The following is a 25,642-nucleotide window of genomic DNA, read 5'->3' as shown; positions in this document are numbered from 1 at the left end:
TCAAGAGGTATGGCTGAGCGATAAAGTATACAGTGAAGATATCGTCAAATGCGACCTGCTGCCTCGTTTGGGTCAGTTCTTCCAGCCGTGCTGATCTCCCTAGGGCAAGTCTTTCTAGATTAAACCGCGACGAACTCCGCTGTCAGGCAGTGTACACATGGTGGAGAGATCAATTCAGATCCTCCTGGGGTCGATAGAGAAATCGGAAAAAATCGTACGCTAAGCATTCGGCCTGTCAGGTTGAGGCCATAGAGATTGACGCCTTGGCGTCAGAAAATGCAGAAAGCGGCCCTAGTCTGACGCGGTGCCAGTGAACCGCCTGACGCCGAGTTGAAGCCGTAAACTCAGCAACCTTCGATCAACTCGCCGAACAGTTCCTTAACCTTTGCACGTGCCTCGACCAGCGCAACTTGGCCTTGCTCAGTGATCTCATAGACACGCCGTTCACGTCGCCCGGTGCGTTCGTGGCGTGAGGTCAAATAGCCCTTCTTTTCCAGCCCGTGCAGCATTGGGTATACCGTCCCGGCGCTCAGCTCGTAGCCGTGTCGTTGCAGTTCTTCGATGATTCCCAGTCCGAAGACGGGCTTCTCGGCTGCATGGTGAAGTATGTGCAGGCGGATCAACCCGCCGTACAGGTCTTTATCTGTCATTTTTCGTGCCTCACAGCGCGATACTCAACAGCCAACCCGCTGCACCGCTGCCGACGACAACTAGCCACGGCGGGAGCTTCCAGAACATCAGTGCGACAAGGGCGACCAGGGCCAAGACAAAGTCTTGCGGCTGAAATATGGCGCTAGTCCATACAGGGTGATAGAACGCGGCCAGCAGCAGGCCAACCACCGCCGCATTGACCCCAGCCAGCGCGGCTTGCATGCCTGTATTGCGACGCAGGCGCTCCCAAAATGGCATGGCTCCCACAACCAGCAGAAAAGAGGGTGCGAAGATAGCCAGTAGGCACACAATACCGCCGACCCAGCCAGAGGGAGCGGTGCTCATCGAAGCACCAAGGAACGCGGCGAATGTGAACAATGGGCCGGGCACCGCTTGAGCCGCCCCGTACCCCGCGAGGAAGGATTCATTACTGACCCAGCCGGAGGACACCACTTCGGCTTGCAGCAGCGGCAACACAACGTGGCCACCACCGAACACTAGTGACCCCACACGATAGAAGGCGTCCACTACCACCATCGTTGGACTTGGCAGCAATTTTGCCAAGATCGGTAGGCCAATCAGCAGGGCAAAAAATAACGATAGCCAAAGTGCGCCGGCCCGGTGACTGACCGTGATAGGTAGTGGGTCGTGCTCAACAGTATGTGCTGGCTTGAACAATAGTCGGCCTATGATGCCTGCGGCAGCAATCACACCAACCTGCCCCCACGCGGACGGTACGAGCAGGACAGCACAGGCGGCAATCGCCATTATTGTGACTCTCAGCCCATCCGTACACAGGTTGCGCGCCATGCCCCATACCGCTTGGGCGACTACGGCAACGGCCACCACTTTTAGGCCATGCAACGCGCCCGGCGAAACGGAATCCCCATAGTTGGAAATGCCCAGCGCGAACAGGATTAAAGCTACGGCCGAAGGCAGCGTAAAGCCTGTCCAAGCAGCCAGCGCCCCGCTATATCCAGCCCGTGATAGCCCCAACGCTATGCCGACCTGGCTGCTTGCTGGGCCTGGAAGAAATTGGCACAGCGCCACTAAATCAGCATAGCTGCGTTCAGACAACCAGCGCCGTCGTGTGACGAACTCGTCACGGAAATAGCCTAAGTGCACGATGGGGCCGCCGAAGGAGGTCAATCCAAGTCGTAGAAAAATAAGAAAAACCGACCATGGGCTGCGGTCATCGGTGGAGGTATTAGTCATGCGTTGGCCTACCTGATTTTCCACAGATTAATCCATAATAATCGAACTTCGATAACGAAATTCGATTTTATAGCTGCCCAAAACGACTGGAGTACCGTGCAATTCGTACTGGGTGTCGCAATGCAAGTAATCGATGTTGTGCTAGCCGCTGGTTTTGTCTGCTAGCACAGTTCATTAGCAAAACACGCTTGGCCTTAGCGTACGATTTTTTCCGTTTTCTCTATTGCCCCCCTCCTGGTCACTCCGAATGCAAATAACTGGTCAAGAATGCAGCCGGCTGGTCAATAACGGCGCCAATGGGTGGTCAAGTTGCGCAATGGTTTTATCGAGTCGGATGCCTGGGAAGAGGGCTCTGAACGGAGCTAGTCGGGCTTACGTTGGTTTTTGGTTCCATTGCTCCCCAAACCCCTTGTACCAAGCTGTTTTAATGGCCTTCCGTTCTAGGTAGACAGGAGTGCTCATGCCGAACACTTCCAGGGGAAGATCTTTGCCCGTATCCAAAAGCCAGAAGTCAGGAAAAACCTCACTTTCATCAGCGTCATAACGCAATGGTTTATCAAAGCTGCGGCCGGATGCGTGGAGTTTGCTCTCTATCACGGCTTCGTAATCTGAATCGACGGGAATCCAGCGTTCAGTTACCTGCATCAGCGCCACCTCAACGACATCAACTCGCGAAAATGACTCTCCTTTAGGCGGCGTGACTTGAGCCACAGCGATAACGCGACTTCCACGTTTCCATGCGGAAAGCTCTCTCTCGAATCGGCGGGCGGCAGTTGCCCAGACTGCCGGCGGCAAATTCAGCATGGGCATGCCGAACGGCCCGGCCAGCGGTAATCTGCTGATGTCTCCAGAATGGCGTTCAGTGTTATATCGAGCCAGCGGCGATATTGCGAGGAGCCGGAGATCCCGGGTCATCGCCGAATTGGCGACCGCCAGGTTGCGAGCTGCCCCCTTACTGTCCTTTTGCGCACCCAACAAAAGCACTCCACTCAACTTCATACGGCTTGCTGCTACACGTTCTGCAGCCTGAAGAAGCGCGTAGTTCACAATGCCACTGTTGCGTTTGCCCTCCATTGCTGGATACCAAGTAGATAGTCGTGACTCGGACCAAAGCAGATGAAGAAGTCCGAGCAATGTCATGGCTGGTTTGCTCTTCCCTGGTGCTCTATTCAGCGTCGTGCTTTCTCTTTCCTCGGATTTAGGATCCTGAACACGTATGCCCCGGGCCAGGCGTACCCGAATACTGCCATCGTCACCCTCCTCCACCACGCCAGCCGCATACCCTTGCATACCGGAGCGCTCCGGTGCTGGCGCATAGAAGCGACAATCGTTCGAGTGTTCGTGACCTGTTCCGCCGAAACGCGCCAGATGAAAACCGTCGCTCCCCTCACGTCGCTTGATCGAGAGTTTTCGGGCACCGCTGCTTGGGCACTGGCAAGTTGCATGGTTGCCGTAGGCCTTCTCCAGGACGGATTTCCAGGGTACTGCGTACTGCAGTTCTGTTTGGAATTCCGGTGAATAACGTGTCCCAGAGATGAGAATCGGATATCGACGGTTGAGCATGATTTTTTTCTCCTGATAAGGGTCAGGCTATAGCGCGCGGCCGGCTAGCGTAAGTCGCGTCAGCACGATTCGCTAGAATCTGAATATGGAGGTCCACAAGAAATTCGTGTCCACGATCTGGAGTCATGAGTGCAACTCCAAACAGTTCGTTTGCTGCAATGCTTCCGCCGGTCCCGTGAAAGCTTTCTTTTCCCTCTATCATGGAAAATATCCCCTCGAGATAACCTGTCTCAACCGCGTCAGCAGATAAATTCGGATTTGTGAGTCCGAAAACTTTGCCCGTTGGCCACTCCAGGTCCCCAAGTGGGGGAAGGTTCTCCAGTGCCCAGTAGCCGGTGCGTTTGACGGCTCGTGCGAGCTCGTAGTGCTTCTGGTCACTCTGATACCAGCCCCCAACCGAATGGAGCTTTTGCCGTGCCTGATCCAGACGATCAAGCTGTACGGCGCGAATAGAGCGCTCGTATTCAGGAAGGTTGTCAAAGCCATCGATCCAAATCGGGACAATGCGTAGCGCCTCCCAACGCAGTAAACAGCGCATAAGTGATGAGCGACTGCCATTCATGAAGACTTCGCCTGGCTGCACCAATTGGTTGTCGCTGTTGTACAGGCCAACTAGGCAGTTTTGGTGGAGCCAAATATTTCGCTGAATGAAGTCGTAGATTGCTTCAGCATTGTGCAGGAGCGGGTCACTACCGACAGGGCCACTAAGTGTCTGGTGCGAGAGGGTGACCATGTGCCGGTCAATAAAGTACGGCCTCATTTTACCGAGGGCGCAGAGACTACGGATTTTCATTAAGTCGAAGCCTCCTAATTCATTCACACAGGAGGCTATCGCCAGGGAGGGACCAAAAGATTCGTTTTCAGGACGCTGGAGCGACAGATTTACTTGCGTCGTCCCGATCCACCCACAACAAACTCCTCATCAGATCGGCATTATCCCAAGGGAAAAGAGCATCCCAACCAAGGAGCCAGTCAGAACTGAAAACGAGAAGGTGAGGTCGCGGAGCATTCGATGTTTCTTGCTCATCCGTCGCGTCAGCACCGCTCCACAACATGCACCGACCAGCAGCCAGCCGAGAAAAATAGCCACTTTTATCTTGAGGTCGGACATTGCAATGACTGCATATGATTCCGAGGAATCAGCGAGTGCATATGAAACTGGCATAGCGATGAGTGCCAGAACGAGAGCGGATTTTTTCATTCAATTTGAGCAGACGTCTGCTCCCCCTACTTGTGAAGCAAGAAATATATCTACTCCCCCCGAAGTTGGTTCCTGCTTTCAGCCACTATTTGCGCCCGAATTTAACGACACCCTTAGCGCTTGGGATTTTCCGTGAATGAGGGAAGCTGAACTCATTGCAAACACGGAGTTTAGCCAAGTGAATCAGCAACTAGCCCAAATCCTCCCCCTCGGCCGCATCCGCAGGAACCCGCAAATTGACCCGCGCAAAGGCCGGAAGAAGTCCGCTTATGAGCAACTGGTGCGTTCTATCAGTGCCAAGGGCATTATCCAGCCGATTCTGGTGAGGCCAGTAAGCGATGACCCGAACTTCGACCATGAGGTGGTCGCAGGCAACCGGCGCTGGACGGCGGCCCACGATGCGGGCTTGATCGAGGTTCCCGCCCTGATCCGTGCTATGAGCGATCAGGAAGCGCGGTTGATCGCCGCACTGGAGAACCAGGTGCGGGCGGACCTGACACCAATAGAAGAAGCCCAGCATGCCGTAATCTTGCTGGAGGACATGGCCAACGACCACTTGGCGGTGATGAAGGCGCTGGATTGGTCTAGAACCAAGCTCGACAGCCGTCTGCTGCTGGCCCATGCCTGTGATGAAGTTGCCGATGCCTTGCTGGAGGAGCAGATCAAGATTGGGCATGCCGAATTGCTATGCCGTCTCCCCGCTTCCGATCAAGCGGGCATTCTGTTGAAGATCATCGAGAAGAACTATTCAGTCGAGCAGACCAGAGCACGCCTGTTAGAGCTGACGCGGGATGTTTCGACTGCGCGTTTTGATACCACGGAATGCCGGAGTTGCATCCACAACTCGGGCGCGAATGCTGATTTGTTCGAAGCAAGCCTTGGGGCGTCTCGCTGCCAGAACTCCGTCTGCTGGAACCGGAAGACCGAGCAGCTAATTTCTGTTCGGTTGATTGAGGCGCAAGAGGAGCACGCGGTAGTTCACAGCGAGCTAAATCTCGCCAAGGACTCATACGTCAAGCTCGTAGCACGGGGTGATGATGGTGTAGGAGAACAACAGGCAGCGGCATGCGCTACCTGTGCAAGCTTCGGCGCAGTGGTCACGGTGTCGAGGGGGCGCGAAGGCGATGTGATCGGTGGCATGTGCTTCAACAAGCCTTGCCACAAGGAGAAAACCGCCGTGTACAAAGCCGCACTAGCCTCCTTATCGAACACAGCACCATCCACATCTGCCGGGACCGCTGCCGGGGGAACACCGGCCAAGCCGAAAGCCGCAAGCGCTAAGCCCACCCAGGTGAAGAAGTCAATACGCCGTGTCGCCTTCGACCTCTACGCTCGTATGAGCAAGCAAGCTGTCCTCAATGATCGCTCGCTAGCGCTGGCAGTTGCCATCGTCAGCATGTACTTCGAAATGCGCAGCGACCTCAAGAGTGAGGTGCGCGCACCGATGGAGAAGGCGATGGGCGTCACAAGCTCCCTGATGCCAACGGCCCGCGCCGATGCCGAGATTCGGCTTGCGCAACTTGGAGAGGAGAAACTCCTCACTTTCATGGGAAGCATGGCTGCCGCCTCGCTATTCCGCACAGATAACGCAGACGCATTTGAGAAGTCTGTTTCGGGTGCTCAGTCGCTCAAGTTCATGGAGTACGCCCAAGTCGATCCGGCCAAAGGTTTCGCCATGAACGAGACCTATCTCAAGGCTCAGGTGAAGGCGGGCATCATCGAAGATTGCAAGCGCTCAGGCTTTGCCACCGCCTACAACGAGGTGAAGGGCGAAAAGGCTTTTGAGGGGCTGACCACCGGCAAGGCAAGCGTTCTGATCGACGCAGTGTTGGCCTTCAAAGAGTTCAACTGGTTGGGTTATTTGCCGCCTGCGTTAGAACTATCGGTACAGGGCGGGAAGAAACCCGCTCCCCAGCAGTCCGAATCGACCCAAGCCTGACAGGGAGCATCATCATGCAATCCACGTTTTTATCCGTTATGGCCGCTGCATTGGCGGGCACTCAACACCGCGTCAATGTCGCCATCGAAAACGCGTCCGCCGACACGTTGAAGGTGATGATTACCGCTGACCTCGGCCCCACTCCTGAAAAGGCATCGGAACCCGAAGTGCAGCTTCGGGCCGCCATGTGCCGCCCGCTGATCTTGGTAGGAAGCGCTTTAGAAATCGAGGAGGCGCTGATGAAGCGCCTCACCCAGCAAGTCCAGGCCCTGAATGAGGGTATGAGCCTGCTGGAGCAAATCCGCTCGATTGGTGCGACCGTACAGTCGAAAGCTACCGTGCCAGCTCCAGTGGAGGCAGAACCGGCTGACCTTGACATTGAGCCAACTGGAACCGATGCACAGGTAGGAGGTGGTTCGGGTGCATCGAGCAACTCAGACGAGCCTACCCTGAACCTCGCGGGCTCTTTCTAGGAGTTGGACTCATGGCACTTATTGAAATTTCTCTCGCCCGCGTTTTCCGCTACGGCGGACGCGACCTCGCCGATCCGCAGCCCGACATGGCAGTGACTGACGTGCTGAAACACTATGCCCGTCAGTTCCCAAAGCTTAACGGAGCGAAAATTATCGACCCCATTGTGGAGAATGACAGCTATGTCTACGAGTTCCGAGACGGCGGATTCGGCGCAAAAGGTTGACCCACTCGAAGTCCTTAAGGCGTGGGAGCGTGGCGAAATCGATCGCCACCTCCCATCCGGTATCGAACCCGATTGTTTAGACCACCAGCAGAGACAAAGGCTATGGAAGTTGCTGTCATCCCCCGCCAACCAGGGCACTATCGACTTCCAACTGCCGCGCTGAGCCCCCTTAGCTTGCCGAGTATCGGGTCTGCGATGCGCAACGCGCAGGCCCGACTTTTTAGCGATAACGGCGTGGGGTTGGTTGATCATCGCGGTCATAGCATGCTGTGCCGGGAGGCGCTGCAAGCCGGTCTGGTTGGCGATAGCGCCATTGAGTGGCTTCGGCAGTATCCAAATAGCTACGGCCTCCACCGCCTCACTGGTGAGGTTGTGCGGCACCTTAGTACGTCATTTCGCATCAGCGACAAAGGGCTGTTTCCACAGGGTGACGTCCTGCTGAATCGGCTGAATACCCCATACGTCGATCCAGTTGAGACGGCGTCCTACGCATTAGCTGCGATAGACGCAGGGTTAGTCGGCCTCGATGCTCTTGCCCCTCACATTGAGGCTGGCACTGACGGCGCTGGCAGGATAATGGCGGAGATGGAGCGCTCGTTGATCAGCCGGGTCAAGTTGCCCGTTGCCGTCGAGAAGGCGTTTTCCTTCGGAATTCAGGATGGTCATTTCATTCTGGAGTCGTGTTGCTTCGCTGATTTCACAGTCCAAGCGCCAGCAAGCTTGGAACTCCGAGTGCTTCTTTTCAAGACACTCGACGCGATGACTCGCCACCTACTGCCGTTCCACACGCCAATGACCTTCTTGGGGCAATTTAGCTACTTCAATCATGGGCTTTCAGAGGCTTACGAGGAGCTGGCCCCGCGTTTGGCTACACACACGAGAGAAGATCTTTGCACGTTCTTGTTGGACGAATCGGTCGAGCATGAGGAATACATCGCTGAATATTTCTACTGCAATGGCCAAGATGAGGATGCGGTAAACACCTTGATCGATTCTGTCTACGAGATGGGCGAGTTGAAACAGGTAGCTGGAGCCAGCCTCAGTCAGGGAGATAGGGCAGAAATTTTGGAGCTTCACGAGCAGGCACGGCAAATCAGTGAGCGCGATGACGATCACCGCGCGCTGGTGCAAGTGCTGGGGGAAGCTTTGCATCACTGCCTGGAGCAGGAGGCTAATGAATCACTCAAGGGGTTCCATCCTTCTGATTTCCCAGGCACAGCCGGTGATGGCGTAACCCTTTTCGAGAGCATTCTGGTTCGCCTGACTAGGGATTTCCCGAATCTGGAGCAGAGTAGCAATGACGGATTTGACGGCATCGTCGGCGGCTCTGGCTTCCCAGCCATCGGATTACCGCTGAACCCTGAGCAATTGCGATCCGTCACTCTGCCAGTTCTAGATGCGCTATCTCTGACCTTGGGTCTGTTGCAGCGAATCGCCGACGCTTTAGAGGAATGCTGTAATGCTGAGTGAAAATGTTTCGAGCAAGGCCATGCTGATACACCACCACAGTCAGACTGGCGTGGTTTCCGTCACAAGTCATAGCGTCATCCCGCTGGAAGATGGTAAGGCCGGCTTCACGCTTGGTGCTGGCAGGGCCTTTAGCTCCTATGACAAAACCGAACTGGCTGCTTTGCTGTTGAATGAGGATTCGGGGGCGGAATTTCTGCCAGAGAGATATCTGTTCAGCTCACGCACAGTGTTGACCTGGTACCGCCGACCCGGCCTTCACGATATTCCGTTCCGTGATGAGCGCATCCGCGCCCCCTTGCCAGGGTTGATCTTCATCGCAGCGGCAAATCAATCTTTCCGTTGCTTTGCGTTCAAAGGTAATCAGCGCCCGACACCGGACACAGAACTGTTCTATGCCCCGCTGGGGAATGTGTATGAGGGTGGGACATTCTGCACCGGCAGCGGCAACGTTCCCCGCGATGTTCGACGTGAAAATATTCCGGCATGGGAGAACTTCGTGCTTGAGAGCGAAAACACACACAGCGGCACGATTGAGCCGGTGGCGGGCTGCCGCTCCTTTGAGCGATTGAAGGAGTTCTATCGAGCATTGAACGAGAAAGGATCGAAGCGGTTCCCAGCCTCTAAACTGGTTTCTGCTGGTTCTTACCGTGGCCCGCTGTCGCTTGCGCAGGCTATCAAAGGGGGTGAGTAATGAGCGTTCATCCGATCACAGCTAAACAATTACCAATCTATAAGACGCCAGCGTCGTGGCTTGAACGCGCACCCCGAATTTTGGTTATTGGAGCGGGCGGCAATGGCAGCGAGGTAGTTGATGCGCTGGCCAGCTTCCATCATGCACTTCGTTCTCTAGGACACCCAAAAGGCTTGGATGTCACCGTCATTGACGATGCCATCGTGCGCGAGCCTAACCTCGTGCGTCAGCGTTTCTGGCCGTGCGATTTGGGCCAATACAAGTCAATCAGCTTGGTGAATCGTTACAACCTCATGCTGGGTACTACTTGGGTGGCCCTGCCCTTCCGGTTCCCTAGTCATGAGAGCAAAGAAGTGATCCGCGCTGCCGACGTGATCATTTCCGCCGTTGACCTTCCTTCTGCGCGCCGCGCAATTGCCAGCAGCCCTCTCCTACCCCGAAATTGCATGTGGCTTGACCTGGGCAACGAGGCACGCCATGGGCAGGTTGTGTTCGGAGCCGCGCACGTAGACAAGCGGAGCATCTATCCCAACGTAATGGATGCTTATCCGGAAATCGGAACGCTCGAGGATGACACGAAGAAGTCCTGCTCAGTAGCGGAAGCCATTCGCTCGCAGGACTGCTTGGTCAACCGGGCAGTTACGACTGCCGGAATGAGTATTGTGTGGGAGTTGCTACGAACGGGGGAAACTGACAAGCACTGGATCACCGTGGATCTGGCGTCCGGTTGCCAAAATGCATTTCCGTTCCCTGCTGTTCAGCACTGCGCCTAAATCAACGGCCACCGCCTTCGCATTGATCCAGTTGCTGCTCCATCTGCGATATCAGGTAAGCAGCTTTAACATCGAGCGCTTTGGACAATCTCATGATCAGGGGAAGCGTGGGGAGGCTCTCCCCACGCTCAATTTTTCCCAGGTGCGCCCGCTCCACCCTAGCCAGGAGAGAAAGTTTCTCCTGGGCCAGGCCCGATTTTAGGCGTTCTTCGCGCACAACGTTACCGAAAGCTTTTGCTACCCGAGGGTCAAAGCTCGATTTTCCTGCCGGTCGCCCGCGTGTTGGTGGTCGCTTCTCCATAGACAGAAGCGTTATCGGCAGGAACAATTAAAACCACGTTTAAGAATACCCATTTTACTGGATACGCTATTGCTTCAGTGGTTCGCCGATCTGCTTACTTGCTTACCACCTCGGCAAAAGGAACATGCATATGAACCGAGTTACTAACTCCATCCCCCAGCATTTGCTGGAGCTTTATCATGAATTGAGCGCATCGCGGGCTACCCTTCTTGCATTGATTGAGTCCGAGGGAACCGGCATTCATCGTCGTTCGTTGGTCCAGATTGACCGCATGATTGCGGAGATTTTTTTCCCGGTTGGGTTTGTTGTGTACCAGGAGAGTGAGGATTTGGCCTTGGCCGAGGCTGCACGACCAAATCAGACAGGTCTAGCGTGGTGTGTGATCAGTTGCGAGCGCGACGTTCGGGTGCTGCTGTGTCATGAAACCAAGGAGGAGAATTTGCTTACGATTGAACAGGTCATCACCGGCTATGCGCTGGTACCAAATCATCTACCTGGGGAGCCTACAGAATTCGGAAAAAATCGTACGCTAAGGTTTTCCGACCTGTCGTAGCGGCCTAAATTTCCCGTCTTCTAGCTTGCGGCTCTGCCGCCAAACGTATTCGCCGGTCAGGTTGATGTGCTCCCAGCCCAGCGGCGACAGATATTGATACAGGTCGGTGTTCACCGGTTTTCCGGCGTCTGTCAGCCCTTGAGTGGCACGTTCCAGGTAGACCGTGTTCCACAGCACTATTGCAGCAGTTACCAAGTTGAGGCCGCTGGCTCGGTAGCGCTGCTGCTCGAAGCTCCGATCCCTAATTTCACCGAGACGGTTGAAGAACACCGCTCTGGCCAAGGAGTTGCGCGCCTCGCCTTTGTTCAGCCCTGCATGCACGCGACGGCGCAGCTCGACACTTTGCAGCCAATCCAGAATGAACAGCGTGCGCTCGATCCGGCCCAACTCCCGCAGGGCGACGGCCAGGCCGTTCTGGCGTGGATAGCTGCCCAGCTTACGCAACATCAGCGAGGCGGTGACAGTGCCTTGCCTGATCGATGCTGCCAGACGCAGAATTTCGCCCCAGTGAGCGCGGACGTGCTTGATGTTCAGGGTGCCGCCGATCATTGGCCTCAGTGTCGGGTAGTCCTGGACGCTCTGTGGCACATACAGCTTGGTTTCGCCCAGGTCGCGGATGCGCGGCGCAAAGCGAAAGCCCAGCAGGTGCATCAACGCGAAGACGTGATCGGTAAAACCTGCCGTGTCGGTGTAGTGCTCCTCGATCCGCAGATCCGACTCGTGATACAGCAGACCATCGAGCACGTAGGTCGAATCCCGTACACCGACATTCACCACGCGGGTGCTGAACGGCGCGTACTGGTCGGAGATATGGGTATAGAACAGTCGTCCTGGTTCATTGCCGTACTTCGGGTTGACGTGCCCAGTGCTCTCGCCTCGTCCACCTGCACGGAAGCGCTGGCCATCGGAGGAGGATGTGGTGCCGTCCCCCCAATTGGTGGCAAAGGTGTGATGGAGCTGGCTGTTGACCAGTTCGGCGAGCGCCGCCGAGTAGGTTTCGTCGCGGATGTGCCACGCTTGCAGCCAAGACAGCTTGGCGTAGGTCATACCCGGACTCGAGTCGGCCATCTTGGTCAATCCAATGTTGATGGCATCGCCGAGGATCGCGGACAGTAGCAGTGTCCGATCTTTGGCCTGGGCACCATCCTTCAGGTGGGTAAAGTGACGTGTGAACCCTGTCCACTCATCCACATCCATCAACAGTTCGGTGATCTTGATGCGCGGCAGTAACTGACTGGTCTTGTCAATCAGCGCCTGGGCGGTATCCGGCACCGCCAAATCCAGCGGCGTGATCTTCAGTCCGGACTCGGTGAGGATGGCGTCGGGGAGTTCGTTGTCCTTGGCCAGCTTGGCGACGGTCGCCAGTTGCTCATCCAGCAACTGCAAGCGCTCTTCCAGGTACTGGTCGCTATTTGGGTTGATCGCCAATGGCAGCGCCTGTTTCTGCTTGAGCGCGGCAAACGTCGCGGGCGGTATCAGGTAATTGTAACGGCTTGCAAACGAAAACGTCCCGACCTGCAATCAATACGATTTTCGACCGGAATTAACTGCGACTGACCGGCCCGGCAAACCAGTATTAGCTGCGAATGAACCTGCATTTATCCGCGCTGACCTGCATTCCATGGCTACCAACCAGCATTAATTGCAAATGACGGGGCTTATAGGTAGTGAATCGATTGCCTCGTTAGAGCGCATGTCTGCTTGGCATGCGGGAACATCTAGTCTCTTCCGCCCACGAGCCAGATCATTCCAGGCAAACACATGGGGCCTACAGCTTTGAGGCCCACTACGCTATGTGCGGGCTCGGTCTCGCCCAAAGGGTTCGGTCAACTGACCAAGGTAACCCTTGGGATAGTCCCTCTCACGCAAGCCGACATTGGCGTCGCCCTGCTTTCCTGTACTGTCGTAGAACGTCCCGAATAGCCGATCCCACACCATCAGAAATTCGCCGCAGTTCACCTGGGCATCTTCGAAGTCGCGCTTGTGGTGCCAACGATGAATTTCAGCCACCCCGATGACATGGCGCAGCCAACCCAGCCGGTAATCCAGGTTCGAGTGCTGAAAGCCCAAGTGAACGGTCAGAATGCCGAACCAGGTGGCAACCACTGCCGAAGGCGCGCCGGATGCAAACAGCAGCACCAATCCCGGGCCAGCCATGAGCATCGCATGTAGGGGATGCCGGCGCTCCCCATTCATCCAGTACAAGCGCTCGGCGCTGTGGTGAATCATGTGAAAACGCCACAGCCAGGGTACGTGGTGGCTGATGCGGTGCATGGCATACAGGCTCAGATCGAGCACGACGGCGACCAGCAGCAGCTGAACCCAAAGTGGACTCTCGACTGGGAAGAGACGAACTGTAGCCGGCACTGCATCGCCCAGCCTGGCCAGGATTTCGGCGGTGAACTGGATGACGGAAAGATTCACCAGCATATGCACCAGGTCGGTCAGGGTGTCCTGGTGATCCTCCAGCCAGCCCTCCCGGAAAGGCTGGATACGCTCCAGCCCCGCGACGGCCAATAGACCGACTGCGGCTACCAAGGGTGTGCTGGGCCAGTACGGCACCCCGGCGTACAAGGCCCAGACCATGAAGGCGGCGCTGCCACCAAACACGAGCGGATAGCTCAACCAGCGTAGGGCGAATCGAAGAGAAGTGGACATCGCTCAGCTCCTATGTAGAGAGCCTTCACGGTAGGTGCAGAGGACGACGTTCGACTTGAACGAAAGAGCTATGACTTCTGGAGATCGACCGCAGCCAGGGCGGAGGACGGATCGATGCCCAGCAGCGCCCTGAATGTCCGGGAGAAATGCGCCGAGTCGGAAAAACCTGCCGCATGCGCGGCTTCGGTCAGCCGTCCCCCTTTGGCCAGGTGTTGCAGGGCTTGGGTGAGGCGCAGCCATTTGACATAGCTGCGCAACGGCAGGCCGGTTTGCTCCACGAACCAATGGGAAAAACGCGTGGGTGACAAATGCACCAACGCGGCCATTGCCTCACGCCCCATTTGGCCTTCGCGCAGCGCTGCGGTGACCTTGGTCAAGCGCGGATCAGGGATTGGTGGATCGGCAAGCCGCAACAGCCGACGTACCTGCGCCTGCAACTGGACAGGCGAATGCCCCGACGCCCTCAGTGCCTCGACCATCGCAGCAATATCGGCCGCTACGATCTCCATCAGCCTCACGGCTCCGCTCACCCGCAAGGCACGCGCCTCATCGGACAGCACATCCAGGTAGATCGACAGGACATGCCCAGCACTGAGCCGGTGCTTCAAGCCTGCCGGAATCAAGATGGCAGCCCCAGATTGCCCACCCAACGGCGTTTCAACCGTTATCGCGGCGTCGAGCCCCACTGCAATTTGATGTGCTTGATGATGGTGCCAATCCTGGTGGGCGGCATGGCCGAGAAAGACGCCGATACCGGGGCCGACCCAGGCATGGCCTGACCAGCGAGCCACTTCTGCGGCATCCGAGCTTCGCATTATCTGCCCCGGTCCAGTTCCGCGCTTGGACTCAGCACACTGCTCAGGAGCAACATGGCGGCACCGCCCACGATGCCGATGTCCGCCAAGTTGAATGCAGGCCAATGCCAGGATTGCCAGAAAAAATCCAGATAGTCGATCACATGGCCTCGGAAGCTGCGATCGATCAGATTCCCCACTGCCCCTCCCAGTATGAGGCTATAGCCCAGCGCTTCGAGCTTGGCCCTGGGCTTACGCAAGAGCAACGCGAGCCCAATCGAAACAACCAGTGCGAGGAGAATGAAGAAGTAGCGCTGCCAACCGCCCGCGTCAGCTAGGAAGCTGAACGCTGCGCCGGTATTCCAGAAATGGACCAGATTGAAGACTGGGGTCAGAGGAACCACGGCGCCGACCGAGAGCGAACCCTCAATTACATATTTGATCGCCTGGTCGGCCAGGGCAACGGCTAGCGATAGCGTCCACCAGAGCCCGGGAGTGATACGGTGCGCCATTCCAAGTGGCGATTTCATTGTTTCGCTCCCTGAAACAGTCGCTGCAATCCGGGTGAGACGGGCATCGGCGCGAATGCACTGATCCTCGCGCGTCCGGTATTGCCGAGCGGTACCCAGATCTTCGAGAACAACACGGCAGCGATGATCCGTGGTGCTTGGCCGAACATTTCCCGGTAGTCGCGCAACTGCCAGCCAGCCCTTAGCATCAACCAATGGCTCCGCGCATGCAGGACGGGCATGTGCTGGCTCAAGATGTGGGCGCGCTCGAGCCAGGGGAATGCCTCGGTTGGCGCCTTTTCACGGAGTGCTGTCCTTGCCTGGAAAAAGGCTTCATCGATGGCATTGCGGAGGGCGGTATTCATCTGGAACTCACTTGCGCAGCAGTTGGAAGGCCATGATTCTGGGCCGATCGTGCAAGTGAACACCCTGTAGCCGCTATAGGGTCAAGCTCTACGCTTTGAGCAGAAGCGAATGGCACTTTTCTAGCGCGCCTTATGGAAGCCGTTTGCCTCCCTCCACTAGACCCGAAAGTATTCCGCAGTCCAGGCTTTGTCGTTCGTCATCGCAGCAGCTGCGTAACGTCACCAACTGGTTTTCCAGGGCTTGCAAGGATGCGATCTGGGCCCTGACCTGGGCGATATGGCTATCAAGCAGCGTATTGACCGCCGCGCACGGTTGCTGCGGCTGTGCTTGAACGCTCTGCAAAACACCAATTTCGTCCAACGACATGCCAAAGGACCGGCAACGGCGGATGAACAGCAGTTTCTCCACATGATCCGCTTCGTAGGCTCGGTAGCCATTTGCCTGGCGATTGGGCGATGCAAGCAGGCCCTGGCGCTCATAGAAACGAATGGTCTGAATGTCCGCTCCCGTCAGCTGTGCAAGTTGACCAATGCGCATAGGCTGCTCCTCGATAAACAGCCAGTATATCCAGGCTTGACCCTATACCTGCTATATGGTTTTCAATTGCCAGAATTGAACCTGATAGGAGAGGCGGATCATGAGCTCGTGTGAAAAATCCTGTGGCTGCGGTTCAGTGTCAGCGCCTGCTGAAGCAGCGAGCGCGCCCTCGACCGAAGGAGCCTGGGTCAGCCATTTTTCTGTACCCAAGATGGATTGCCCTTCGGAAGAGCGAATGATTCGGCTCGCGCTGAATAGCTTGCCTGAGCTTCGTTCGTTGTCCTTTGATCTGAGCAGCAGGCAGGTACTCGCTTTCCATGACGGGGCGGTTGACCCAATCACTACCAAGCTGGAGTCCCTGGGTCTAGGGGCAGCGCTACTGGGGACTCAACCAGCTAGTCAGGAAGCAGCCTCGACCAATCGCGCTGATGAGGAATTAGCGGCGTCGAAAGAGGCGAGCACCCTGAAAATTTTGCTCGGCATCAACGCTGCCATGTTTGTTATCGAGATGGGCGCAGGGTTGATCGCTCAGTCGACGGGCCTTATTGCCGACTCGCTGGACATGTTTGCGGATGCTGCCGTCTATGGCTTGGCTCTCTTTGCCGTCGGCCGCAGTGCACAGCTGCAAGTTCGCGCTGCGCACCTGGCGGGTTTCTTTCAGATCCTGTTGGCACTGGGCGTACTCGTGGAGGTGGCTAGACGCTTCCACTATGGCAGCGAACCTGAGTCGATGCTGATGATGGGGATTGGCTTAGTTGCACTCGTCGCAAACGCCAGCTGTCTCTTGATGATCTATGGCCATCGCGAAGGCGGTGCACACATGAAAGCGAGCTGGATTTTTTCGGCCAACGATGTGCTCGCGAACATTGGCGTTATCGTCGCCGGCGCGCTGGTTGCGTGGACGGGCTCTCCCTACCCAGACTTGGTGATTGGTACGGTCGTTGGCCTCATCGTATTGAACGGTGCGCGCCGAATCCTGGCATTGAAAGCCTGACCAACCGATCCTGTATTCCATCGCGATGGGCTCACTTTCTACAAGTGAACATCAATGGTACGGACAGTCCAATAAACCTTCGTTTGATAGACGCCTCTGGCGAGGTGTGCTGGGTGCACTCCTGGAAGGATTGAGCTACAATGTAGCTCATCAATCTGGAGGATCAAACCATGTCCGCAAATGCTGTAGTCCGTGCCCGTATCGACGAGCACATCAAGGAAGAGGCGACCGTCGTGCTGGCAGCGATGGGACTCACCGTGTCTGACGCCTTCCGCATCATGTTGACCCGAGTCGCCCGCGAGAAAGCCTTGCCGTTCGAGCCGCTGATTCCGAACGCCACCACCATCGAGGCGATGAAGGAAGCGCGCCGTGGCGGCTTGAAGTCGTTCGCTTCCGTCGAGGATCTGATGGCGGATCTGAATGCGGACGATTGAACAGACCAGCCGGTTCAAACGCGATTATAAACGCGAAGCCAAAGGCCCGCATCGTCAGACGCTGGCGAGCGATTTCATTGCCGTCGTCACAGCCCTGGCGAATAACCAGCCTCTGGCCGAGAAGCACCGTGACCACGCCCTCACCGGCGACTGGAAAGACCACCGGGACTGTCACATCAAGCCCGACCTGGTGTTGATTTACCGCAAGCCGGATGACGCCGTGCTGCAACTCGTGCGTCTCGGATCGCATAGCGAGCTTGGCCTGTAACGCCGGGGTCTGCCCAGGACAAGGAAAGAAGCTACATGACAATCAGCATCACCGACGACGATTGGAACGAACTGACTCCCGAGAGTTTCGATACCACCGCACTGCTGCGGGCAGTCGATGCCGTGGACGAGCTGCGCGGCGATTGAGTGACAACGCAGACGGCGGGCCTCCGCAACTGCGCACCGACCTGTTGAAGCTGCATCAACTGGCGATGAGGTGATCCAGGTGCGGATTCGAGAGCACGTCATCGCCACCAATGACATGCGTCTGTTCGGTCTGCACCTACTGGGGCAGGCGTCGCTGCGCATGGAGCAAGCGCTGTGGCCAGAAGAATATGAGCGGATGACCCGCGAGGTCGAAGAAGCTCTCCGTGAGGCCGACGACCCCAACGCCAAGTCGTACACCCACGAGAAGTCATGCAGGCGATGCAGGAACGAATCGACCAAGCACGAGACAAGCCATGTTGATCGGCCCTGCCCCAACTCCCTCGAACTCGGATGAGTCGGACCTAGCAACGTGGTGACACCGATCATCTAGGGCCGGAGCAGAGCCTGTGTCAGCCCGCGAGGCGGTGCGTCACTTCGCTGAGCTGGGCCGACAGCGTATGCAGGTTCTGGCTGGCTGCCTCGGTACGCTCGACATTGTCCTGGTTGGTGGTGGCGATGGCGGTAATTTCGGTCAGATTGCGCGAGATATCTTCCGCCACGGACGTCTGCTCTTCGGCAGCGGTAGCGATCTGACGGTTCATGTCGCGGATCGCTTCGACTTCTTGGGTGATGCGCTGAAGCATGCTGCCCGCTTCCGTAACCTGTTCGACACCTTCGTTGCTGCGGGTTTGTCCATTTTCAATCGCACGCACCGCATCCACCGCGCCGGTCTGCACCGTGTCGATAATCTGATGAATTTCAGCGGTGGAGTCGGCGGTGCGCCTGGCCAGCGTGCGCACCTCGTCGGCAACGACGGCAAACCCGCGTCCGGCATCGCCCGCGCGGGCGGCTTCGATGGCTGCGTTTAGCGCCAGCAGATTGGTCTGGTCGGCGATGCCGCGAATAACTTCCAGCACCTTGCCAATGCGACCGCTATCGGTCTCCAGACGGCGTATTACCTCGGCGGTGTTGCTGATCTCGCCGCGCATGTGGGTAATGGTCTGGATAGTCGAACGCATCATGGTCTCACCCTGCTGCGCCGAATGATCGGCCGCATCCGCTGCACGCGCGGCTTCGGCGGCGTGACGGGCGACTTCCTGCGCCGTAGCGGACATTTCATGCATGGCGGTAGCGACCTGATCGGTGCGCGAGAACTGCTCGCGAGTGCCTTGGCCCATCAGTGCGGCGATGGCGCTCAATTCACCACTGGCGCTGTCCAGGTCCGAGGTGTTGCGTTGCAGGAGGGTGAACGTATCGGCAAGGAAGTCACGCAGGATATTCGCGGCAACTGCCAGACGTCCCAATTCGTCAGCACGGGACGCATCGACGCGCTGTGCAAAGTCGCCCTGGCTGAGCTTGGCGATGTGGTCGATCAGGTGACGGATGGGGGCGATCAGATTGCGGTTTACCAACCATAGGCTGAGCAAGGCGATGAAAACGCCAGCGGCTAGCATTACCAACGAGCCGACGACTATTTTACGATCTGCGGCTTCGCTGATGGTTTCCGAACGATGCAGCGCCGAATCGCGCTGCTGGATGACCAAACCACTGAGCTGTTCGCTGGTGGCACGGTCGATGCCTTGAACCGCCTCGTCGCCGGCGAATGGATCGTTTCCGCCGGCGATGTAGGCCGCACGGCCCGCGCGGTAGGCGGCGCCGAGGCGCCGGTGCTCCTCGTGCAGGTCGCGGAGCTGCTTTGACAGGGCAGGGTTGTGCTCGCTTCGCTCAACGAGTCTGCCCAGGATGTCCTGGACCTTTCGTTCCTGGTTCTCGAAGCTTTGCCAGTACTTGCTCAAGGCTTCAGGTGATTTGCCACGCAGCAAGACGTTCTTCCACTCCTGCACCTGCACTTTGAATTCCACGTTGGCTTCGTCGATCAGGCGCGACGTTTCGATCGGACCCTTGAGTAGTTGTTGATACTTGGAAATGTCATCCGACAAGAAGGAAAAACTGGCGAAGGCGATCAGCAATATCACCAACAGGCTGCCGCCGATCAGTGTGAGCAGCTGAGCGCGCAGGGATTTTTTCAAGAGCATCTGGGCGGTCTCGTATCGAAAGGGGGGCGCTTGAGTCATACGCAAGATTGAGCGAGCGGTCAGCCAAATGACCGTTCGTTCGCCCCCTTATGTCGGCGTACCGCTGCGATACTTGAACGCTTTCAGACCAGACGCAGATGGTTGTCCCAGAGCCCTGCCGGCAATTGCAGCGCGGTGCTGACGAAGCCCCCGCTGGCGGGGTCGACCGTTAGGACAAGATGTCCGATCCGCGCTCATCGAAGCCTCCGCGCCTGGCCGGGGCACTTCTACCCGTGTGTTCGCGCAGTTGCGACAGCCAACCCGCAGGGAGTTTTTGCGGTTCATCCGCGTGGCTTGAGGAGACCAAGTTTCCGTCGCGGTCAAATAAGCTCATGCGCTTGAAAACCGGGTCCTCGGCGAGCATTCGCGCGGCTCGTCTCTGGTTTGGCCTTAAGCTACCGGCGCCCCTATCTGCCTGGTCTGCACTCTTTACTATACCGAACGACGAATGTCAGATCGAGCGCTCGGCGATCGGGAATATTTTTCGCCAAGCAAGGGCTACGCATGTCGCGAGATTCCAGCGCCTACGACTGGTGTTTAGAGTCGGCCAATACTCCTGTCCGGCCGGTCAGCCATGCGTCCTTGAGTCGTCGTGAATCCTGGCGGGATCGGACCTGGGCCCACAACCGTTCCCACCGAACATTTTCCCCGCCGGCGAGCGGCTTTCTCGCGCAACAAATTGTTCGGAGCTCAAGGTCCTTCTCTACGTTTCGGCTGCATTGGCAGTGCGTTCGGCCCTCACCCGCCGATCGGCTCACAACAAGGACGCGATGGGCGCGACCATGAATCCGAAAGGAGAACACCATGGCCATCATCGGCATCTTTACCACCTCTAAAGACGGGGCTAGTTGCAGTTAATGTGAGTAGGGAACGATGGAATGCAAGCCGGCGCGGCTGAATGCAAGCTCGCTCGCAAATAATCTGAGCCAGACGGCTCCGTCAGTCGCAGTTAATCTGAGCCGGAAATTGCGCTGATTGCGAGCACGGCCGTTTTCGATTGCAAGCCGGTACAGATAAGGGAGACATCCAAATGCCGCACGGCGATGGATTGCCCCCACCTAATCAAGAAATCTTTGACGAATTGCTGCCAGACCTTCCAGCAATTCAACTGACCAACAACGAACCCCAGTAATAAGGAGGCCGATGACCGCAAAGACAAGATCAATCCCCGGCTTCGATAGACAGCGCACAAACGTTGATGTCTGCCTGGCCAAACACCGGCCACAGAATCAATCGACTGTCGGAAATGAATACCCATTCAATCCGACACTGCGTGACGATTTTGGTAACACCGCCAATGAGCATCGCGAACCGCTGGGGTTAGAAGATTGGGAGGGTTTGCTTTACATCGAATCGTATTCCTAGGAACAAAGCGAGGCACACACTCGGAGCGTTCAAGGTCATCATCGTTACGAGGGTAACGAGTTTGTTCTTAGTGACGACGAATTCAACGCCAAGCTAACAAAGGACAAGGCCGATTTCTTTGAGTGGTATCCAGAAGGAAAATCGTACAGCGTCCACTGTCTAGACGGCGGTGCATGCGATAGACCCACGAACTGGGGCACATTCCCAACGCTTGATGAAGCGCTTAAGTGCTGTGAACTAGGGCCAATGTGGAGACGCAGCAAGTGACGGGGGAAGTAAAAGGGGTGAAACCCGCGCCCGGCAAGGCTAACGGGTTTCTTTGGCTCTGCGAAGGAGCGCAAGCCCGCAGTATACCAAACCGCTGTGGAACAGCAATGAGGGGGCATTTTGGAGGGCATCAGTAGGTAGCCGGTTTGCTAATTCGCAGTCTTGTGAGGGACATCAGGCAAGACCTACCGCTTCTTACCAAGCGTTCGATGAAAACAGACGTCCGTTAGACCAATCTTGCGAGCGGCCTCGACAAGTCCCTCATAGGATGGAGGCCATGTATGAGGCTCGCCTTCTACCATACCTGATTCCAATAACGCATAGGCTACAGCCGCATAGGGGGTTAGGTTCTCCACCTGCAAGCGGGTTACGATCCTCTTATTATCAATGGTGTAGCAAACCGTATAACTCATAGGACCGCTCTAGCTCCAGGCGAGCGGCAAAGAGTATCTGACAATAAGGCTGGACTCTGAATTTTTTCCTGCCTCCAGTCGCGGGCGACCTGCGCACCGTCCTGCAGGACTGTTTGCCCGCTCATCCGCGAGTTACCAAGTGGCCCGCCGTCATCGTTTGGTAGCGCAGGTTCCGACGTCCTACTCAAGGCCAAGCAGGGGTGCATAGACAACACGGTAAAATTTTACGACAAGCCCAGCTGGCAGTTTGCAAGACCATACGTTGGGCAGGCGGTGTCCAAATGGCGCACACCTCAATTGGCGTCGGGCGGATCACTCGCGTAGCGTCAGAGTAGGGCAGAAATGTGCATTTTCTGGCGCTTTGGCGTCAACCTCTTTAGCCACAATCTGACAGGCTGAATGCTTAGCATGCAATGTCGTTGTGAGTTAAATAAATATCATCGTATTTCAACAATTTCCATAGATTCCGAGTCATATCGATAGTTAAGAATTTCTCCGTTTATCAGCATATATGCAGCGGCTTCGATAATTCGTAACGGAGCTATAAACCACTCACGAGGGGAAAATCTATTTCCTTTTTTGTCAAAAACGTCGACATTAAGACAGGAGCTTCCAAAAAAAGTATGAAGTAGAAGTTCAAGTTTTTGAGGATTTAAATTATAACATTCGAATACGGAGATAATTTTGACGTTGGCCATCAAATAAGTAGGTTCATCTGCAGCTTTTTTTATGCGTTCTTTCACCGGCACCGTAGAGTATCCAATCTTATAGAGATTCTCGATTGATGAAATTCCAGGGTCCTGACTGAGAGAACTTAGAATGTAAAGATGGCCTGACTTCACATCTTCCGACTTAATAAGCTCCAAAGCCTCTAAAGCCTTTTCTTGGTGATCAAGAATTCGCCGCCCAGTTTCATCCTTATACAACTCAGTAGCTAGGGAACGAAGGAGCATATTTGACTCTGTACCGTTCTCAAATATACAGCGTAATCGGGCATTTACTTTCCCGTTTTTTACTTCTTTCTCACCTACCTCAGCTACATAAGCCGTAATACCGTGAAGAATGAAGAAATGTCCAGGTTTTATCTGCTGCTCACCCGTAAACGGCCGTGCCTCCCGGATGCCAGACGTAAGTTCAGAATGACACGCTTTAAATAACTGTTCAAATTTATCGAAGTCCTCGCAGCGCTTCCGCTGCGCGATTTTATCAGGCATGTTTATAGGAGATGAAGGAACGTGTTTTAGATTAAAAATGCCGTCAGCTTCGTTGTCCAGCAGACCGAAAGCATCATCATCAAAAATATCAGCGACTGAAGAAATATTCTTTTCAGGCTCGATATGATCTAGTAACTTAAATTCGTCAGCGTGGCGCAGAGAATCACATTTTTGCTTATTGGCTCGTATACCTTTTAATCTATTGAAAAGCTGAAACTCCAAAATGTCAGTAGGATTCGACTGTGGCTCACGGCTGTGCTCTGTGTAAAAATTGTTGATTTGAACAAAAGATTGAAGCAAGCGCTCATCAATGGAAATGGCAGTACGAGTAGGCTTTATATTGAGCAAGCCAAGATCATCGTCTTGTAACATTTTCAGCAGCGTTTCCTTCTCCATATTTTATACTCCCTGCTGTCTACGCTGCGCTTTGATATAAACAAGCGCTTCGGCCATGCGCCGTTCAAGGGGATCAGGTGAATTGATTTCCGGTTCACGCTGTCGCGATTTGTAAAAATCTTTTATTTTTGGCCATAGTAAAATGGCCTCATCATCACTCATCTGGATGCGGGTAGCTTCGATAGTATCTTGTATGACTTTGAATATTTTGGTAGTAAGAGACTTAGAAAGAATTTCAAATGCTTTCTGGAACGGATTCACTCGATCAATCAGATCAATGTGAAGGTCGTCTATATTAATAAATTTATCAGCCATACGAACAAAGCGTTTGTTACCTTCTTCTTTAATCTCACCGTTCTTTATCACTGAGTCAACAACTACTTGCTGACGAACCTCTTCAACTTCTTCGTCACTCAATTCAGGGTATTTTATTTTAATAATTTTTGGGATCATGACCTTATTAATGACTTCAGGATCTACGTTGCCTGGCAACGCCTTCACTATTTTGTCGTCTGAGAGGATCGCCGCTTTAAGGTCGTTTAGGTCAGATTCTATGATATCGCGTACCCTTTTAGAAGATGGCTCCTTCAATCCCCGGACTTTGATCTCATTTTCAGTGCTTTTATCTTCATCATTAAGTTTTGTTTTGAATTTAAAGTTAGGCGCCAAAACCTGCTCCATTAGTAGAGAGCACGTGATGGCTTTTAGCATGTTATTTACTGAAAGTTTGACTAACTCGTCGGTCGCGTCTGGCTGAGCTATAAGATTTGTAAACTGTGCATGGATCTTATTATCGCTGTCACGAGTGCAGCGACCAATGATTTGTATAATTTCAGTAAGGGAGCCTCGATAGCCAACTGTTAAGGCATGTTCGCAGAACTTCCAGTCAAAACCTTCTTTAGCCATTCCCAGAGCTATGATAAGGTCCATATCTTCCGGCTTCTCAATATTGCGTAAATACTCAACAATCCGTTCCCGAGCATTAGGTTCATCATGCACTAAGTCTGCAACTTTCAGATCTTTACCATCACCATGACGCTTTAAATGAATGACGCATGTATCAGGGTCGCGGTGCGTCACCGTACCAATAATGTCCAGTATACGATCCACCTCATCGTATTTATCTTTTGTGGATTCGCCGGACTGTACATTGGGGATGTGAAGAATTGTTTTTATGTCTGTATCCAACACCTCATCTATAGCGCTGGTGTATTTACCTTGGTAGAAATGATAACCGATGCCCAACGATTTGAGGTAAGTGTAGCCGTTTAGCTGTTTATAATAGTTGTAAGTGACTTTTGTAAACTGTGCCTCGTCCTCAGGGAGAAGGACGGGAACGCTGTCGCCTCGGAAGTAGGAACCGGTCATTGCGACTATATGTGCCTCAGATTTTGCCATAACTGAGCGCAAAAGCTCCCCAAGACGATTTTCGCCGTCCGCAGATACGTGGTGAAATTCGTCTATCGCAAGAAGTACGTTGTCAAATTCTGATTCGTCAACAGCTTCAAACGCGTAGCGAAGGGTTGCATGGGTGCAGACTAAAACCTGGTCTTCACCTTTCAGAAAATTCACAAAGGCTTGAACCTTGCTCTGGTTGCCGCCTGGGGTACAAAGATTGTTTTTGGGTTCTACCTTCCAGTCAGAAAAGAAGCCGAACTTACTCAGTTCAACACTACTAAAGGACCCACCGATGGACCTCTCTGGCACGGCAATAATTGCCTTTGATATCCCTTGGTTGATTAGCTTGTCGAGGGCGATGAACATCAAAGCCCTTGATTTTCCTGAGGCCGGAGGAGCTTTCAGTAAGAGGTATTGAGCGTTCCTGGCTTCGAATGCGCTCGCTTGCATCTCACGCATACCATATTTGTTAATGCTGGTACTCTGCCCAGTATGAGCGTAGGAAACTTCGACTAAATTAGGCATTTGGGGCTCCGGTCATCTTTTCATACAGCTTGAAGAGGTAGTCGAGGCGGTCCTCGTCATTCACAAAATCTTTGGCTCTATAGCATCGTTCCACGACCGCATCGTAAGCGCTCCATAAACCCCACCTTCAAATGACCCAAGTACGACCTGATGCTGTGCTCCCGATTTTCTTTCTGGAGCCAGCCCATGATGCGCCCCGATCCCAAGGTTAAAGCCGTTTATCTTTATC

At 54.9% G+C, this 25,642-nt stretch carries 25 protein-coding genes and 2 pseudogenes; 11 read left to right on the top strand and 16 right to left on the bottom strand.

The window, feature by feature from the left end; translation table 11 throughout:
* Nucleotides 1–344: 344 nt before the first annotated feature.
* The 5 genes from BLL38_RS26065 to BLL38_RS26045 all read right to left on the bottom strand — a co-directional run bounded on the left by BLL38_RS26065 (nucleotide 345) and on the right by BLL38_RS26045 (nucleotide 4,540).
* Entirely contained in the window at nucleotides 345–650 is a 306-nt protein-coding gene (locus tag BLL38_RS26065) for a PadR family transcriptional regulator (protein WP_017335982.1), read from the bottom strand.
* A 10-nt stretch (nucleotides 651–660) separates the two neighbouring features.
* A complete protein-coding gene (chrA, locus tag BLL38_RS26060; RefSeq protein ID WP_017735062.1) occupies nucleotides 661–1,866 on the bottom strand; it encodes a chromate efflux transporter in 1,206 nt (401 codons plus the stop codon).
* A 372-nt stretch (nucleotides 1,867–2,238) separates the two neighbouring features.
* Nucleotides 2,239–3,429 (bottom strand): DUF1173 family protein, encoded by a 1,191-nt coding sequence (locus tag BLL38_RS26055; RefSeq protein WP_047229590.1) that lies wholly within the window; start codon nucleotides 3,427–3,429, stop codon nucleotides 2,239–2,241.
* A 22-nt stretch (nucleotides 3,430–3,451) separates the two neighbouring features.
* Complete coding sequence (locus BLL38_RS26050; RefSeq protein ID WP_038445905.1) at nucleotides 3,452–4,222, bottom strand: hypothetical protein; 771 nt, start codon at nucleotides 4,220–4,222, stop codon at nucleotides 3,452–3,454.
* A gap of 129 nt (nucleotides 4,223–4,351) precedes the next feature.
* Entirely contained in the window at nucleotides 4,352–4,540 is a 189-nt protein-coding gene (locus tag BLL38_RS26045) for a hypothetical protein (protein ID WP_130898273.1), read from the bottom strand.
* A gap of 268 nt (nucleotides 4,541–4,808) precedes the next feature.
* Here BLL38_RS26045 and BLL38_RS26040 point away from each other — a divergent pair, with 268 nt between their 5' ends.
* The 6 genes from BLL38_RS26040 to BLL38_RS26015 all read left to right on the top strand — a co-directional run bounded on the left by BLL38_RS26040 (nucleotide 4,809) and on the right by BLL38_RS26015 (nucleotide 10,200).
* The gene (locus BLL38_RS26040; RefSeq protein WP_038448153.1) at nucleotides 4,809–6,569 is read left to right on the top strand and encodes a PRTRC system ParB family protein; all 1,761 of its coding nucleotides are present in this window, start codon (nucleotides 4,809–4,811) and stop codon (nucleotides 6,567–6,569) included.
* Nucleotides 6,570–6,583: 14 nt separating this feature from the next.
* The gene (locus tag BLL38_RS26035; RefSeq protein ID WP_038445900.1) at nucleotides 6,584–7,042 is read left to right on the top strand and encodes a hypothetical protein; all 459 of its coding nucleotides are present in this window, start codon (nucleotides 6,584–6,586) and stop codon (nucleotides 7,040–7,042) included.
* Between the two features lie 11 nt (nucleotides 7,043–7,053).
* Nucleotides 7,054–7,266: a PRTRC system protein C gene (locus BLL38_RS26030; protein WP_038445898.1), complete on the top strand. Its 213-nt coding sequence runs from the start codon at nucleotides 7,054–7,056 to the stop codon at nucleotides 7,264–7,266.
* 195 nt (nucleotides 7,267–7,461) lie between these two features.
* Nucleotides 7,462–8,736, top strand: coding sequence for a hypothetical protein (locus tag BLL38_RS26025; protein WP_169899105.1), 1,275 nt, complete (start codon nucleotides 7,462–7,464; stop codon nucleotides 8,734–8,736).
* Entirely contained in the window at nucleotides 8,726–9,427 is a 702-nt protein-coding gene (locus BLL38_RS26020; protein WP_038445894.1) for a PRTRC system protein B, read from the top strand. The genes BLL38_RS26025 and BLL38_RS26020 overlap by 11 nt, the downstream gene beginning before the upstream one ends.
* Nucleotides 9,427–10,200, top strand: a complete 774-nt coding sequence (locus BLL38_RS26015) for a PRTRC system ThiF family protein (protein ID WP_038445892.1) — start codon at nucleotides 9,427–9,429, stop codon at nucleotides 10,198–10,200. Before BLL38_RS26020 ends, BLL38_RS26015 begins: the two co-directional genes overlap by 1 nt.
* Nucleotide 10,201: 1 nt before the next feature.
* On the opposite strand, the gene BLL38_RS26010 is transcribed toward BLL38_RS26015, so the two are convergent.
* Nucleotides 10,202–10,501, bottom strand: a complete 300-nt coding sequence (locus tag BLL38_RS26010; RefSeq protein WP_038445891.1) for a helix-turn-helix domain-containing protein — start codon at nucleotides 10,499–10,501, stop codon at nucleotides 10,202–10,204.
* Between the two features lie 130 nt (nucleotides 10,502–10,631).
* On the opposite strand from BLL38_RS26010, the gene BLL38_RS26005 reads away from it, so the two are divergent.
* Nucleotides 10,632–11,054, top strand: coding sequence for a hypothetical protein (locus tag BLL38_RS26005; protein WP_038445889.1), 423 nt, complete (start codon nucleotides 10,632–10,634; stop codon nucleotides 11,052–11,054).
* Here the strand turns inward: BLL38_RS26005 and BLL38_RS26000 are convergent.
* The 6 genes and pseudogenes from BLL38_RS26000 to cadR form a co-directional block, all read right to left on the bottom strand.
* Nucleotides 11,031–12,566: pseudogene (locus BLL38_RS26000) on the bottom strand (Tn3 family transposase); the annotation flags it as partial. The gene BLL38_RS26005 and the pseudogene BLL38_RS26000 sit on opposite strands and share 24 nt — an antisense overlap.
* 279 nt (nucleotides 12,567–12,845) lie before the next feature.
* Nucleotides 12,846–13,712, bottom strand: coding sequence for a sterol desaturase family protein (locus BLL38_RS25995; RefSeq protein ID WP_024015049.1), 867 nt, complete (start codon nucleotides 13,710–13,712; stop codon nucleotides 12,846–12,848).
* Between the two features lie 68 nt (nucleotides 13,713–13,780).
* Nucleotides 13,781–14,527, bottom strand: a complete 747-nt coding sequence (locus BLL38_RS25990; protein ID WP_024015048.1) for a helix-turn-helix transcriptional regulator — start codon at nucleotides 14,525–14,527, stop codon at nucleotides 13,781–13,783.
* Nucleotides 14,527–15,036: a signal peptidase II gene (gene lspA / locus BLL38_RS25985; protein ID WP_003452327.1), complete on the bottom strand. Its 510-nt coding sequence runs from the start codon at nucleotides 15,034–15,036 to the stop codon at nucleotides 14,527–14,529. Before lspA ends, BLL38_RS25990 begins: the two co-directional genes overlap by 1 nt.
* Nucleotides 15,033–15,380: a DUF3703 domain-containing protein gene (locus BLL38_RS25980; protein WP_024015047.1), complete on the bottom strand. Its 348-nt coding sequence runs from the start codon at nucleotides 15,378–15,380 to the stop codon at nucleotides 15,033–15,035. Before BLL38_RS25980 ends, lspA begins: the two co-directional genes overlap by 4 nt.
* Nucleotides 15,381–15,510: 130 nt before the next feature.
* Entirely contained in the window at nucleotides 15,511–15,918 is a 408-nt protein-coding gene (cadR, locus tag BLL38_RS25975) for a Cd(II)/Pb(II)-responsive transcriptional regulator (protein WP_024015046.1), read from the bottom strand.
* A 100-nt stretch (nucleotides 15,919–16,018) separates the two neighbouring features.
* Between cadR and BLL38_RS25970 the strand changes: the two genes are divergently transcribed.
* From BLL38_RS25970 to BLL38_RS25950, 4 genes are all read left to right on the top strand, one after another.
* The gene (locus tag BLL38_RS25970) at nucleotides 16,019–16,912 is read left to right on the top strand and encodes a cation efflux transmembrane domain-containing protein (protein WP_033902376.1); all 894 of its coding nucleotides are present in this window, start codon (nucleotides 16,019–16,021) and stop codon (nucleotides 16,910–16,912) included.
* A gap of 170 nt (nucleotides 16,913–17,082) precedes the next feature.
* Nucleotides 17,083–17,346, top strand: coding sequence for a type II toxin-antitoxin system RelB/DinJ family antitoxin (locus BLL38_RS25965; RefSeq protein ID WP_020303033.1), 264 nt, complete (start codon nucleotides 17,083–17,085; stop codon nucleotides 17,344–17,346).
* Complete coding sequence (locus tag BLL38_RS25960) at nucleotides 17,333–17,614, top strand: type II toxin-antitoxin system YafQ family toxin (RefSeq protein ID WP_011282522.1); 282 nt, start codon at nucleotides 17,333–17,335, stop codon at nucleotides 17,612–17,614. Before BLL38_RS25965 ends, BLL38_RS25960 begins: the two co-directional genes overlap by 14 nt.
* A 216-nt stretch (nucleotides 17,615–17,830) precedes the next feature.
* The gene (locus BLL38_RS25950; RefSeq protein WP_425311902.1) at nucleotides 17,831–18,115 is read left to right on the top strand and encodes a hypothetical protein; all 285 of its coding nucleotides are present in this window, start codon (nucleotides 17,831–17,833) and stop codon (nucleotides 18,113–18,115) included.
* 55 nt (nucleotides 18,116–18,170) lie between these two features.
* On the opposite strand, the gene BLL38_RS32060 is transcribed toward BLL38_RS25950, so the two are convergent.
* The 4 genes and pseudogenes from BLL38_RS32060 to BLL38_RS25930 all read right to left on the bottom strand — a co-directional run bounded on the left by BLL38_RS32060 (nucleotide 18,171) and on the right by BLL38_RS25930 (nucleotide 25,413).
* The gene (locus tag BLL38_RS32060) at nucleotides 18,171–18,875 is read right to left on the bottom strand and encodes a methyl-accepting chemotaxis protein (RefSeq protein WP_370588167.1); all 705 of its coding nucleotides are present in this window, start codon (nucleotides 18,873–18,875) and stop codon (nucleotides 18,171–18,173) included.
* 228 nt (nucleotides 18,876–19,103) lie between these two features.
* Nucleotides 19,104–19,214, bottom strand: a pseudogene (locus tag BLL38_RS32055) (hypothetical protein); the annotation flags it as partial.
* A gap of 3,103 nt (nucleotides 19,215–22,317) precedes the next feature.
* Complete coding sequence (locus BLL38_RS25935) at nucleotides 22,318–23,490, bottom strand: GIY-YIG nuclease family protein (protein WP_038445884.1); 1,173 nt, start codon at nucleotides 23,488–23,490, stop codon at nucleotides 22,318–22,320.
* Between the two features lie 3 nt (nucleotides 23,491–23,493).
* The gene (locus BLL38_RS25930; RefSeq protein ID WP_038445882.1) at nucleotides 23,494–25,413 is read right to left on the bottom strand and encodes a DEAD/DEAH box helicase; all 1,920 of its coding nucleotides are present in this window, start codon (nucleotides 25,411–25,413) and stop codon (nucleotides 23,494–23,496) included.
* Nucleotides 25,414–25,642 lie beyond the last annotated feature (229 nt).

The sequence above is a fragment of the Pseudomonas gessardii genome (assembly GCF_001983165.1).
In the GTDB taxonomy this organism is placed as follows: domain Bacteria; phylum Pseudomonadota; class Gammaproteobacteria; order Pseudomonadales; family Pseudomonadaceae; genus Aquipseudomonas; species Aquipseudomonas gessardii.
Note: the sequence above shows the minus strand (reverse complement) of the source record. Positions and strands in the feature narration are given on the sequence as shown.